Annotated in this window: 10 protein-coding genes; 6 read left to right on the top strand and 4 right to left on the bottom strand. The window is 61.5% G+C overall.

The genetic code is table 11. The annotated features are described in order from the left end of the window. Window positions 1-64: 64 nt before the first annotated feature. The 3 genes from ydiJ to groL form a co-directional block, all read right to left on the bottom strand. Complete coding sequence (gene ydiJ / locus J0663_RS23505) at window positions 65-3,106, bottom strand: D-2-hydroxyglutarate dehydrogenase YdiJ (protein ID WP_207245335.1); 3,042 nt, start codon at window positions 3,104-3,106, stop codon at window positions 65-67. A 132-nt stretch (window positions 3,107-3,238) separates the two neighbouring features. Beyond that, window positions 3,239-3,490, bottom strand: coding sequence for a hypothetical protein (locus tag J0663_RS23500; RefSeq protein WP_207245334.1), 252 nt, complete (start codon window positions 3,488-3,490; stop codon window positions 3,239-3,241). A gap of 108 nt (window positions 3,491-3,598) precedes the next feature. Then, window positions 3,599-5,227 carry a chaperonin GroEL gene (gene groL, locus J0663_RS23495; RefSeq protein ID WP_207245333.1) on the bottom strand — a complete coding sequence of 543 codons (1,629 nt, stop codon included), beginning with the start codon at window positions 5,225-5,227 and terminating at the stop codon, window positions 3,599-3,601. 351 nt (window positions 5,228-5,578) lie between these two features. Between groL and J0663_RS23490 the strand changes: the two genes are divergently transcribed. From J0663_RS23490 to J0663_RS23470, 5 genes are all read left to right on the top strand, one after another. After that, entirely contained in the window at window positions 5,579-5,869 is a 291-nt protein-coding gene (locus tag J0663_RS23490) for a hypothetical protein (RefSeq protein ID WP_207245332.1), read from the top strand. A 106-nt stretch (window positions 5,870-5,975) separates the two neighbouring features. Beyond that, window positions 5,976-6,332, top strand: coding sequence for a hypothetical protein (locus J0663_RS23485; protein WP_207245331.1), 357 nt, complete (start codon window positions 5,976-5,978; stop codon window positions 6,330-6,332). Between the two features lie 132 nt (window positions 6,333-6,464). Then, on the top strand, window positions 6,465-6,791 hold the full coding sequence (locus J0663_RS23480; RefSeq protein ID WP_207245330.1) for a DUF2934 domain-containing protein: 327 nt from the start codon (window positions 6,465-6,467) through the stop codon (window positions 6,789-6,791). 5 nt (window positions 6,792-6,796) lie between these two features. Then, window positions 6,797-7,240 carry an HD domain-containing protein gene (locus J0663_RS23475; RefSeq protein WP_207245329.1) on the top strand — a complete coding sequence of 148 codons (444 nt, stop codon included), beginning with the start codon at window positions 6,797-6,799 and terminating at the stop codon, window positions 7,238-7,240. Between the two features lie 144 nt (window positions 7,241-7,384). Beyond that, window positions 7,385-9,781, top strand: coding sequence for a PAS-domain containing protein (locus tag J0663_RS23470; RefSeq protein ID WP_207245328.1), 2,397 nt, complete (start codon window positions 7,385-7,387; stop codon window positions 9,779-9,781). Window positions 9,782-10,083: 302 nt separating this feature from the next. Here J0663_RS23470 and J0663_RS23465 read toward each other — a convergent pair whose 3' ends face one another. Continuing rightward, on the bottom strand, window positions 10,084-11,091 hold the full coding sequence (locus tag J0663_RS23465; RefSeq protein ID WP_207245327.1) for a LacI family DNA-binding transcriptional regulator: 1,008 nt from the start codon (window positions 11,089-11,091) through the stop codon (window positions 10,084-10,086). A 205-nt stretch (window positions 11,092-11,296) separates the two neighbouring features. Here J0663_RS23465 and J0663_RS23460 point away from each other — a divergent pair, with 205 nt between their 5' ends. Continuing rightward, window positions 11,297-12,622 carry an alpha-L-fucosidase gene (locus J0663_RS23460; protein ID WP_207245326.1) on the top strand — a complete coding sequence of 442 codons (1,326 nt, stop codon included), beginning with the start codon at window positions 11,297-11,299 and terminating at the stop codon, window positions 12,620-12,622. The last annotated feature ends 36 nt before the right edge of the window (window positions 12,623-12,658 follow it).

Raw genomic sequence — 12,658 nt, 5'->3', positions numbered from 1 at the left:
TCGGACTGCCGCCGTCGCAGGCGGCGTGGCTTGGTTGTCAACTCCGCGGAAATGCCATGTGCAACTACCGGATTTCGGTCTTTGCCGAAATGATCCGGGCGATGACCTGAAACGGATGCGGGATGCGCCGGTTATCGATCTCCTTCACCTGCGAACGGCAGGAATATCCTGTCGCCATGAGGATATCGGCGTCGCCGGCCGCATCAAGCTCCGGCTTCCAGCTCATTGCGTAGAGGCGTTCGGAGATCGGGCGGTTGCGGGCCTCGTGCCCGAAGGTTCCTGCCATGCCGCAACAGCCGGTTTGTGCCACCTGGAGGTCAATGCCAAGGCTTTCGAATATATTTTGCCATTGTGCGACGGAGGCCGGTGCGTTGGTGCGTTCGGTGCAATGCGCCATTAGTCGGAAGCTGTTGCCCTCAACGACAGAAGGCGAAGCGGCAACCCGGTCGAGATTGGCGGCAAGCCATTCCTGTGGAAGAAGGACTGCAGCCTGCAGCATGCCCTTATACTCGCTGCGGAAAGCGAGCGTCATCGACGGATCGAGCCCGACGAGGGTCATACCGGCATGATCAAGTTGCTGAAGATAGCGTGCGGTCCGCTGGGCGGCGGCCTCGAAGCGTCCGAGGTAACCATGAACATGGAGGGCCTTGCCATTGATATGGGAGGCAGCGAGGAGGGGTGAGAGTCCCATTTTCCTGGCGAGAGCGATCGCGGCGAGAGCGACGTCAGGATCGAAATAGGCGGTAAAGCTGTCGGCGACGAAGACGACGCGCCGCTGCCGTTCAGCCGGGGATAGCGCTTCGATCGTCTGCGCGGTCGCAACCGGCACACCGAGGCGGGCGGCTTCCTTCGCCAGGGAGATTTGTGACAGACGCGGCAGGGAGGTCAGCCCCACCATGCGCATCATCGCCCTGCCGGCGCGCGTGCCGACGACCAGATTATAGGCAGGCCGGATGCGCCGGACGAGCGGCAAGGTCGTCTCGATCGCAGCAACCAGCGGGTCCTTCAGCGGCCGGAGATAGCGCCCGTAGTAGAGTTCCAGGAATTTCGAGCGGAAGGCCGGCACGCTGACCTTCACCGGACATTGCCCGGCGCAGGCCTTGCAGGCGAGACAGGTGTCCATCGCCGCGCGCACCTCGTGGGAAAAATCAGCCTGGTTTGCAGGGTTCAAAGAGTTGAAGGCGCGTCGCGCGAGGCCGGCGAGCGGAGCGCTTCGCCGCAGGCGTGTCGCTTCATCACGTGGATCGATGCCCTGTTCGGCAAGCAGCCTCAACCATTCGCGCATCAGCGCGGCGCGGCCTTTGGGTGAAAAACGCCGGTCGCGCGTCGCCTTATAGGAGGGACACATCGGGCTGGTTTCGTCGAAATCGAAACAGGCGCCATTGCCGTTGCAATAGGCGGCATTGTCGAAGGCGGAGCGGATATCGTTTCCGATGATGCGGTCGATATCGCCCCGCAGCGGGACATCGTCGATCTTGGTGAGCGCCTCAGCGGCAGGCGTTGCGATCTTGCCAGGATTGAGCCGGTTCTCCGGATCGAAAGCCCGCTTGATCTCCTGCAGGCTAGGATAAAGATCGCCGAAGAATTCGGGTACATATTCCGAACGCACCCCCTTGCCGTGTTCTCCCCAGAGCACGCCGCCATATTTGCGGGTAAGCGCCACGACGGCGTCGCTGATCTCCCGAACCAGCCGGACATGAGCGTCGCGGGTGAGGTCAAGAGCGGGTCGCACGTGCAAGACGCCGGCATCAACATGTCCGAACATGCCGTAGGAAAGGCCTGCGCTATCGAGAAGCGCGCGGAATTCGCGGATGTAGGCCGCCAGATTTTCCGGCGGCACGGCTGTATCCTCGACGAAGGCGACGGGCCTGACCGGCCCCTCCACATTTCCAAGCAGGCCGACGGCCCGCTTGCGCATTGACCAGATCGCCTCGACCTCGGCATGGCCTCGGGCAATCGTGTAACCCGCGTGGCGGGCATTTGCGCCGGTGTCAAGGGCTGCCGTCACTTCCGAAAGCTTGCGTTCGAGCTCCGCCTCGTGGTCGGCGAGGACTTCCACGATATTGATGCCATCGGTCGTCCCGCCCGCGTCATCCGGGAAGAAGCGAGCAATGCCGGGCCAGACGATGTCGCGTCTCGCAAGGTCGAGAACTTTCTCATCGACGGTTTCCACGGAAGCGACCTTCAGCGCCACGAGATTGCGGGCGTCCTCCAGGGCGGTATTGAAATCGCCGTAGCGGATATTGATCAGCGCCGCATGGGCGGGGATCGGCAGAAGGTTGAGTTCGGCTTCGGCGATCATGGCCAGCGTTCCCTCCGAGCCGCAAAGAACGGCGTTGAGGTCGAAGCGTCCGTCGGCTCGCCTGACATGGGCGAGGTCGTAGCCGGTCATGTAGCGGTTGAGTTTCGGGAAGATCTCGGCGATCCGGTCGCGCTTTTCGCGGGTGATCCGCTCTACCGTCCTGTGGATCTTGCCGACGCGGTCCTTGCTTGCGGCAATCTCCTCAAGCGCGCCGGCATCGAGCGGGCGTGACCAGAAATCGGATCCGTCCGCGAGCACGATGCGCAATCCGAGAACGTGATTGCTGGTCTTGCCGTAGAGGCAGGACCCCTGGCCGCAGGCATCGGTGGAGATCATGCCGCCGATTGTGGCGCGATTGGAGGTGGAGAGTTCGGGCGCGAAAAAAAGACCGTAAGGTTTCAGCGCCTGGTTCAGTTGATCCTTCACGACGCCCGCCTGGACGCGCGCAACTCGTCGGACGGGATCGATTTCGAGAATGGACCGCATGTGCCGCGAACAATCCACCACGACGCCCGATGTCAGCGATTGCCCGTTTGTGCCCGTGCCGCCGCCACGAGGCGCGATGTTGATCCCGTGGAAGGCCGGTTCTGAGAGCACGGCTGTCACGACCTGCAGGTCTTCCACGCCTCGAGGAAAAAGGATGCCGGTCGGCTCGAGCTGGTAGATGGAATTGTCGGTCGAAAATACGGTTCGGCTCGCCGGGCCGGTCTCGATGTCGCCGTCGAATCCCGCCTCGACGAGCCGCTGGAAAAACCCCGCGGCGGGCAGGGAAACGGAAATCTTCGGCTGGAGGCGTGGAATCATTTCGATACCTTCGGAATGCACTCGAACTTTGTCCGTAGCGGATCGGCCCGAAAATCGGAATCGATTTTCGGGCCGATCCAAGATGGTCGACGGTGTGGTAATCCAAGCTGACGCCCTGTCAAGTCGGCGCAGTCACCGAGCAGCCGGCGGGCGCCCGCTCGGTTCGAAGAGGCCGCGGGCCGCTTCGACCATCGACTGCAGGTGATTGGGATCGCGCACGCCCTGCCGGTAGAGTTCGATAATGATGCTCGCCATTCGTTCGGCTTCGTCGCTATCCCTTGCGACTGCGAAATCGGCGCTGAGCTTGTCGAAGACACGCTGGCAGGTTTCGAGATCGCGGGAGTCCAGCGGCACCTGCGATCGGTTTACGATCGGTTGAACCATTTTCATTCCCTCGGAAAAAGGGCTCGCCCGGTGGCGACGCCAAAAAAGGATTGAGATATCGGCCGAGCAGGCCCAAATCTTCCGATCCGGGCGAGCCGGCGGCCTGTCTCAGAAGCCCATGTCGGCGCCGGCCGGCATTGCCGGAGGAGCATCCTTCTTCGGTTTCTCGGCGATCATGGCCTCCGTCGTCACGAGAAGACCGGCTATGGACGAGGCGTCCTGAAGCGCGGTGCGAACGACCTTGGCCGGATCGATGACGCCCTGCGCATAGAGATCGCCGTATTCGCCGGTCTGAGCGTTCCAGCCATAGGAGAATTCGCTCTTCTCCCGCAGCTTGCCGACGACGATCGAGCCTTCGGCGCCGGCGTTTTCGGCGATCTGGCGTGCCGGGGCCTCAAGCGCGCGGCGGACGATGTCGATGCCGACCCGCTGGTCGTCATTGGCCGTCTTGACGGCGTCGAGCGCCTTGACCGCACGCAGAAGCGCCACGCCGCCGCCCGGCAGAATGCCTTCCTCGACTGCTGCGCGGGTTGCATGCAGCGCGTCGTCGACACGATCCTTCTTCTCCTTCACCTCGACTTCCGTCGAGCCGCCGACGCGGATGACGGCAACGCCACCGGCGAGCTTGGCAAGACGTTCCTGCAGCTTCTCCCGGTCGTAGTCGGAGGTGGTCTCTTCGATCTGGGCCTTGATCTGGGCGATACGGCCTTCGATGTCGGACTTGGCGCCCGAACCGTCGACGATCGTGGTGTTTTCCTTCTCGACCGAGACCTTCTTTGCCCGGCCGAGCATATCGAGCGTCACATTCTCGAGCTTGATGCCGAGATCTTCGGAGATGACGGTGCCGGCGGTCAGCACGGCGATGTCTTCGAGCATGGCCTTGCGGCGATCGCCGAAGCCCGGCGCCTTGACGGCAGCGATCTTCAGCCCGCCGCGCAGCTTGTTGACGACGAGCGTTGCAAGCGCTTCGCCTTCGACGTCTTCAGCGATGATGAGAAGCGGCTTGCCGGACTGAACGACAGCTTCGAGAATTGGAAGCATTGACTGCAGGTTCGAGAGCTTCTTCTCGTGGATGAGAATATAGGGGTCCTCGAATTCGACGCGCATCTTGTCGGCATTGGTGACGAAGTAGGGGCTCAGATAACCACGGTCGAACTGCATGCCTTCGACGACTTCGAGTTCGGTTTCGGCAGTCTTGGCTTCTTCGACGGTGATGACGCCGTCATTGCCGACCTTTTCCATCGCTTCTGCGAGGAAGCGCCCGATCTCTTCGTCGCCATTGGCGGAGATCGTGCCGACCTGCGCGATTTCGGAATTGTTGGAGATCTTGCGGGCGTTGGTTTTCAGTTCCGCGACGACGGCGCTGACGGCGAGGTCGATGCCGCGCTTCAGGTCCATCGGGTTCATCCCCGAGGTCACGGCCTTGGCGCCTTCCTTGACGATCGCCTGGGCGAGCACCGTCGCAGTCGTGGTGCCGTCGCCGGCGATGTCGCTGGTCTTCGAAGCAACCTCGCGGACCATCTGGGCGCCCATGTTTTCGAACTTGTCTTCGAGTTCGATCTCCTTGGCGACCGAAACGCCGTCCTTGGTGATGCGCGGCGCGCCGAAGGACTTGTCGATGACGACGTTGCGGCCTTTCGGGCCGAGGGTCACCTTCACGGCGTTGGCCAGGATCTCGACGCCCCGCAGCATTTTCTCGCGGGCTTCGACGTTGAATTTGACTTCTTTAGCAGCCATGTCCTCACTCCTTCATCGGCAGCTAGCGCATGTCGCCAAATGTACAGCGGTTTGGCGACACGACATGCGTAAACGCGCGCGCGCCTTGCGCGAATGATCTGGTTCGGGGGTTTTTCGATTTCAAGAGGAGCAGAAGAAAAATTAGCACTCTCTGATGACGACTGCCAACGATCCTCCCCGGGAACAGAAGACCCGCTCCTGCGTTCGACATAAGACGATGGTCGTCCCCCTCGTCTCGAAGACGAGTTCAAACTGCACCAGGGGTTGAAAGCGGATTTCGGCATTCCTAGCTCTCAGGCGATCGAGGCTCGATGAGCTCGATCACCGTCCCACGTCTCAGGAGTGAGTGACATGGAAGAGAAGACCAATATAATCAAAGACCTCAGTGTCGAGGAACGCGAGGAAATCTTCGTCGATATCGCTCGTACGCTGGAGGATACGGCGCGCGAGGCTCTTGTCGAAGGCAATATGCAGTTTGCTGTCCTATCCAACAACATGGCCGAGGCGATCCGCGTCAACGCCGACGAGCTCGCCCGGGACGATCCCGAGAATGCCGAGCGCGTGTTGCTTCAGGCAACGGCGATGATCTCGCAGTTCGAGGCGGTGCATCCCTATCGCATGGTGAGCATGGCCGTTCACTGATTGCCGGCAGGCCGGTCCGGCTCGATTAGCCGCTCAAATCAATCGCAGATGTGCGGAACTCTGGCCGCTGGCAAGGGTTATTGGATCACAGCAATCGAGGTGATCCATGAGCACTTTCAAAACCGACACGACACCCGAGAGCGGAACCGACGACGCGCGCTCCTTCGACACGCAGCGGGCCGAGGCCGATCGTCAGAAAGCCTCGCAAGCAGCCCGCAGCAACGCGAGTTCGACATTGGATCGCGATAGCGGCACTGAAACCCCGAGCCTCAAACTCGCAAAGGAGTATCTGAGTCTCGGCGGGCGCCGTCGGTCCAAGATCGACGACAACATCACCACTGTTCGCCAATGGGAGGAGGATCCTCCGGCGGCCGAACGCTTCTGGAAGGAGCGGGTGGAGACGCTTTCAAAAGATCAGCGCAAGCAGGTGGAGGATTTTCTTCCCACCATCAATTCGCCTTGAAGGCCGACCGCTCGGCTCGTCGTGCCGAAGCTGCGCTGAAAGCTGTCGGGAGATGGCGGCCTAGAACGCGATCGTTTTAGGCCGGCCGGAGCTAAGCTTAGGCTGCGCATCAGGTCGGAATTGGAGAAGACCATGGCCATAGACAAACACGAGCAGATACGGCGGCGCGCCTATGAAATATGGGAAGCCGAAGGCCGCCCTGAAGGTGCGGACCTGCGTCACTGGATGCAAGCCTGCGATGAGCTGGCCGGCGAGGACGAGCATGAGACGCTGCGAGACCTGCTTGAGCAAGATGACAGGGACGATGCGGCGCTGCTTCAAGCGGCCGGGGAAAGCGGTGATCTCGATCGGCCACGAGCCGGACCTGATCAAGTTGCCGGAACGTCGACGCCCGATATCGAGATGACAACCGGGGAGGAAGCTTCCCGGCGGAAGATCAGAGAGACCGAGGGACCGTAGCCGCCATGCAGCATCTCGATCATGCCATGCAAATCGCCATCGAGGCGCATAAGGGGCAGGTGGACAAGACCGGCCAGCCGTTCTTCGAGCACTGTCAGCGGGTCGCCCTCCTTGTTTCGGGTGACGACGCGCGGACGGTCGCCTATCTTCACGACGTCGCCGAAAAAGGCAGCGGCTGGACCCTCGACAGGCTGAGGGAGGAAGGTTTTCCGCCAGCGATCATTTCCGCGGTGGATGCTTTGACCCGACGTCCCGACGAGCCTGACGAGGAATTCGTCAGGCGCGCCGCAGCGAACCCGCTGGCCCTGCCGGTCAAACAGGCCGATCTCGAAGACAATCTCCGACAGGCCGAACAAGCCGGCAAGAACACCGAAAAATACCAGCGCGGCCTGGATATCCTGCGCAAGGGCATGGAACGAACGGTAGGTCGGTCCAGCCGACATCGGTGAAAACTTCGAAGAACGCCCTGCCGCTTGCATCACCTGATATTTACCCACCCCCCGCAAACTTTTCTTCAACCATAGAATGAGGAATGCCATGATGCTGACCGTAGGTGAGGGGCATGTTAACCGGCACGACTTATGGTCGCGTCCATGTGGACGAACGGGGGAACGGTCGTGTCCGGCGAACTGCACAGAATCTTTGCGATGGGCGGCGCGTTGCCAGGCCTGCATGGTGTCGGCGGTGATCTTGAACGACATGGTATAGCGTTGCGCGTTCACCTCGACCGGGATCAGTTTCACCAACTCGCCGCCGAGCGACCGCTGCCGGAACTTATTCTGCTGGACGCCCTGTCGCCGGAGGGACATGGTCTCGAAGACTGCCGGCGTCTGAAGGAAAATCCGCTAACGAGTGATATTCCGGTGATCATCCTCGTCTTGCCGGAGGACGAGGAAAGCCGGATTGGAGGGCTTGCCGCCGGCGCGGTGGATTGCGTTTCCAATCTTGTCTCCGCCGGCGAGCTCGTCGCCCGCATCAAACGACATATCGAGCTCGGTTCTGTTCACGCGCGCCTGCGGCGGCGCAACGAGCAGCTCGACACGGCCCTTGCCAGTATGGGCCAAGGCGTCTGCCTGTTTGACGAAGGCGGCCGGCTGCTGCTTTCAAACAATCGTTATGCCGAAGTCTACGGGCTTGATCCCTCCGTCATCCATCCAGGGCAGTCGCTCGAAGACATTCTGAATCTAAGACACGGGGTCGGCGCCGTTCCCGCCACCTCGACCTCGGACTATCTTGCCTGGGCAGAAGCGACCAACAAGGGCGACACGCCTCAGGACTGGATCAAGGAACTCAAGTCCGGCCAGATCATCCGTGGCTATCATCAGCGGACACAGGACGGCGGCTGGGTCTCGACCCACGAGGATATCACGCAGGCCTGGCTGGCTGATAGGGCGCTTGCCAAGGCGCACGCCCAGGCGGAACGCGCCGAGCAGGAGGCGCGGGCGGCGCATGCCCGGCTTCTGGCGGCTTTCGAAGTCGTCCCGGAAGGCCTCGTATTGTTCGACGCGGAAGACCGCTTCGTCCTGTGGAACAGGAGATACGAACAGCTTTATGCCGAAAGCGGCGATATGCTCGAGAAAGGCATGCGCTTCGAAGACCGTCTGCGTGCAGGCCTCGAACGCGGCCAATATCCCGAAGCAGTCGGCCGGGAAGAGGAATGGCTGGCGGAAAGGCTGGCTCATCACGCCGAGCCCAGCAGCAAACACGAGCAGCGCCTGCCCGGAAACCGGTGGCTGCGGATCGAAGAACGCCGGATCTCCGAAGGGGGCAGTGTCGGCATACGTGTCGACATCACCGATCTTAAGATGCAGGAGGCGTCGTTCAGGCTGCTGTTTGAAGGCAACCCGATGCCGATGTGGGTTTACGATCGTGAAACGTTGCGATTTCTCCACGTAAACCAGGCCGCCATCGATCACTACGGCTACGGTCTGGAACAATTCCTGACGATGCGGCTGTCCGACATCGAGGCGCCGCAGGAATTCAACCGACCCGAGGTTCTCCTCTTCGACGTCGAACATCCCGCCTCGACCCGTTGCTCCCAGCATCTCAAGGGAGATGGCACGGCCATCGAAGTCACCGTCTATTCCACCTGTTTGACCTATAAGGGTAAGGCCGCGTCGCTGATGGCAGTCGTCGACGTCACCGAGGCCAAGCGCGCCGAAAAGGCCTTGCTGCAGCACCGCGACACGCTTGAAGAGATGGTGCGCTCCCGCACGGTCGAATTGGCGAGGCAGACGGAAGAGCTCGAACGCATGCTTGAACAGGAAAAGCAGATCAACGAGTTGCAGCGCCAGTTCGTCTCGATGGCGTCGCATGAGTTCCGTACGCCGCTCGCAGTGATTGACGGCGCGGCGCAGCGGCTCATTCGGCGCAAGGAGGCGGCGACGCCGGAGTTTCTCTCCGAAAAAGCCGATCAGATCCGCAGCTCGGTTTCGCGCATGCTCGAACTGATGGAAAGCATTCTTGCGGCCGGGCGATTGGATCATGGCCGGATCAGCATCGTGCACAAGCCGTGCTCGATTGCCGAAATCATCGGAACCTGCAGCGCACGTCAGGAAAGCATCCGGCGGTCCCATCGCTTCTTGCTCGACCTCGATCGACTTCCTTCGACCATCTACGGCGATCATCCCGCTCTCGATCAGGTCTTCAGCAACCTCTTTTCGAATGCCGTGAAATACGCGCCGGACTCTCCGAACGTCCACGTTACGGGATGGCAGGAAGGAGATAACGTCTGCATCGCCGTGCGCGACGAGGGCATCGGCATCGACGCCGACGACCTCCCGAAGATGTTCCAGCGTTATTTTCGCGCCAGAAGCTCCACAGGTATTGCCGGCACCGGCATCGGCCTCAATCTCGTCAAGCAGATCATCGAGCTTCACGGGGGATCGATAGTGGTGACAAGTAGCCGCGGAAACGGCACGACGTTTACGCTTCGGATTCCGATCGGTGCGGAGATGTCGGATGAAGTGCGGATTACTGCTGCCCGTTAGCTCGGGGAGCTTTCCGCGAGATCACAGAGGCTCAGAATGATCGCCGCCAGCCGGTCGAATCTATCCCGCGCCTTGAAAGGGTCTTCGACGCCGCGGCATGCATGACTGCTCCTCCTTGCAACGCGGGCCCAAAGCCCAGCAACCGTTCGAGCCAAGACATGGCGACGGAGATGCGCGCTGAGGTACGAGTTCCAAACCTGAGGATGAAGCGCCTCCCCGTCTCCCGGCCCCACCATATAGCAACGGCAACCTACAAGGATGAGGTTCTCTCGTGCTTTGGCGCAGCTTCGCCCCGGAAGCCCTCACAGCCGTCTGGTCGACTCGCCGCGCACGAAGCGCGGCGTCAGGATGAAATCCTGCGGCGGCTCGGCGGCGGCTTCGGGGCTTGCGATCCTGGCCAGCAGACGCTGTGCAGCGAGTTCGCCGAGCTTCTGCGCATCCTGGACGACCATGGTGATGCGGGGCGTGATGACGTTGCTCCAGGGCACGTCGTCGACCATGGCTAGCGATACGTCGTCGGGGCAACGGAAGCCCATTTCCTGCATCGCCTGCAAAGCAGCAAGGCCGGTCATGTTGTTGGCGCCGATAATGGCAGTCGGCCGGTCGCGGCGGGTCAGCAGGCGCATTGCCTGTGCGTGGCCGCCGGCCCTGGTATACCCGCCCTCGACCACCAGCGAAGGATCGACCTCGACCCCGGCGCCGGCCATCGTGTTCAAGAATCCCGTCAGGCGCTCGTTGGCGGTGTAAAGGCTGCTCGGTCCGGAGATCAGGGCGATGCGTCGGTGGCCGAGTTGCAGCAGGTGCTCCGCCAGGATGGTCGTCGTCAGCGCATTGTCGGAGCCGACGAAATCACGCGCCGCACCCTCCACCTTTTGGTCGAACATGACGATCGGCGTCTTGAAGTCGCGCAAGAAGGTTGCGTATTCCTCGCCGTGTCCGTTTGCCGCCAAGGCGATGCCGGCGATCTTCTGCGCCTGCAGCCGCTCCAGCAACGCCCGTTCGAGATCGGCCCTGCCGGAGGAATCCGCGATCAGCACGAAATAGCCGTGGTCGAGCGCCTGGTGCTCGATCTCGCGTCGGACGTCGCCGAAGAACATGTTGCCGAGATTGGCTGCAACGAAGCCGATCAGCGAGCTTCGCCCGCGCGCCAGCGTCTGCGCCACCGGATCGATGCGGTAGCCCGTCGATTGTATCGCCTGCCGGATGCGCTCGAGCGTCTCGGCGCCCACCTTTTTCGGGCTGTTGAGCGCGAGCGAGACAGTCGAGATCGAAACCCCCGCCAGGCGCGCGACATCTCGTATGGTCGTCATGTTATCGAACCGGTTCTAGAGCTTTCTTTTGTCAGATTTTATTCGGCGTTGCAACACGCGCCGTCTATTGGCCTCTACAGCACGGCCTAATCGGCAGTTTTGCGATTTGTGATTTTCGCCTTGACAGGCGCCGGATCAAGGAAGATGTTCACTCACCGAACCGGTTCGACATGACGTGGAACCGGAAAACAGGGAGGAGAAACCTGTGACGAGTTCGGAGCGCCTGCCGGAGAATTCGGCATCGGGGGCGGGTAAGCACGCCTGGTTCAGCTATGACCGCCTCGGTATGTTCATCCATTGGGGCCTTTATGCTCTTGGAGCCCGGCACGAGTGGTTGAAGAACCGCGAAGAGCTGAGCGACGACCATTACCAGCGCTATTTCGACAATTTCGATCCCGACCTCTACGATCCCAAGGAATGGGCGCGTCGCGCCCGTCTCGCCGGCATGAAATATGTCGTGGTGACGACCAAGCATCACGAGGGTTTCTGCCTTTGGGACAGCAAGGTCACCGACTACAAGGCGCCGAACACCCCCTGCGGCCGGGATCTGCTGACGCCGCTGGTCGAGGCCTTCCGCGCCGAGGGGTTGAAGATCGGCTTCTATTATTCGCTGCTCGACTGGCATCATCCGGATTTCCCGATCGACCTTCACCATCCCTTGCGCAACCATCCCGAAGCCAAGGCGCTGAATGCCGGCCGCAACGTTGCCAACTATGCGGCCTATATGCGCGAACAGGTGCGCGAGCTTCTGACCGGCTTCGGTCGCGTCGACATTATCTGGTTCGATTTCAGCTATCCCGGGCCCGCCCGCGAATATCGCGGCCTGCCCGGCAAGGGGCGCGCAGACTGGGAGAGCGAGCGGCTGGTCGAACTGGCGCGCGAGCTGCAGCCCGAAATCATCATCAACAACCGCCTCGATCTGCCGCCGGGAATTTTGCCCGACATAACCACGCCGGAGCAATATACGCCACGCGTGGCGCCCGCCATCGCGAGCCAAGGGGTGCTCTGGGAAGCCTGCCACACTTTCAGTGGCTCCTGGGGCTATCACCGTGACGAGGATAGCTGGAAGAGCCCGGAACAGATCATCCAGCTGCTGATCGATTCCGTTGCGCTCGGCGGCAACCTCCTCATGAATGTCGGCCCGACCGGGCGGGGCACGTTCGATGCGCGCGCCATCGCCGCGCTCGAGGTCTACCAGAACTGGATGGCCGTCAACGCGCGCTCCATCTATGGAGCCGGTCCGTCCGAACTTCCGGCACCGGCCGGCTGCCGCTACACCCAGCGGGGCAACCGACTGTATCTGCATGTTTATAACTGGCCTTACCGCCACATCCACATCGAGGGCATCGCCGGCAGGATCGCCTATGTGCAGTTCCTGCATGACGCCAGCGAAGTGCGCTGGCTCACCCACACCAGGGATGTGGATCCCAATGTCGGCGTGATGGTGCCGGAAGGCATGGTCATGCTCGAGCTGCCGGTCCGGCGACCGGACGTTACCGTCCCGGTGATCGAGATCATCCTCAAGGCATGAACTCGGTCCCATTCGCGTGTTCATTGCGTCATGGAG

This window comes from Rhizobium lentis (assembly GCF_017352135.1).
Lineage (GTDB): Bacteria > Pseudomonadota > Alphaproteobacteria > Rhizobiales > Rhizobiaceae > Rhizobium > Rhizobium lentis.
The sequence above is the reverse complement of the archived record's forward strand: the minus strand, read 5'-3'. Positions and strand labels throughout refer to the sequence as shown.

What these genes read in the sequence shown, in the direction of transcription:
- J0663_RS23470 (WP_207245328.1), top strand. Translation starts at nt 7,385, where the DNA reads ATGTGGACGAACGGGGGAACGGTCGTGTCCGGCGAACTGCACAGAATC.
- J0663_RS23485 (WP_207245331.1), top strand. Translation starts at nt 5,976, where the DNA reads ATGAGCACTTTCAAAACCGACACGACACCCGAGAGCGGAACCGACGAC.
- J0663_RS23475 (WP_207245329.1), top strand. Translation starts at nt 6,797, where the DNA reads ATGCAGCATCTCGATCATGCCATGCAAATCGCCATCGAGGCGCATAAG.
- J0663_RS23490 (WP_207245332.1), top strand. Translation starts at nt 5,579, where the DNA reads ATGGAAGAGAAGACCAATATAATCAAAGACCTCAGTGTCGAGGAACGC.
- ydiJ (WP_207245335.1), bottom strand. Translation starts at nt 3,106, where the DNA reads ATGATTCCACGCCTCCAGCCGAAGATTTCCGTTTCCCTGCCCGCCGCG.
- J0663_RS23465 (WP_207245327.1), bottom strand. Translation starts at nt 11,091, where the DNA reads ATGACGACCATACGAGATGTCGCGCGCCTGGCGGGGGTTTCGATCTCG.
- groL (WP_207245333.1), bottom strand. Translation starts at nt 5,227, where the DNA reads ATGGCTGCTAAAGAAGTCAAATTCAACGTCGAAGCCCGCGAGAAAATG.
- J0663_RS23500 (WP_207245334.1), bottom strand. Translation starts at nt 3,490, where the DNA reads ATGGTTCAACCGATCGTAAACCGATCGCAGGTGCCGCTGGACTCCCGC.
- J0663_RS23480 (WP_207245330.1), top strand. Translation starts at nt 6,465, where the DNA reads ATGGCCATAGACAAACACGAGCAGATACGGCGGCGCGCCTATGAAATA.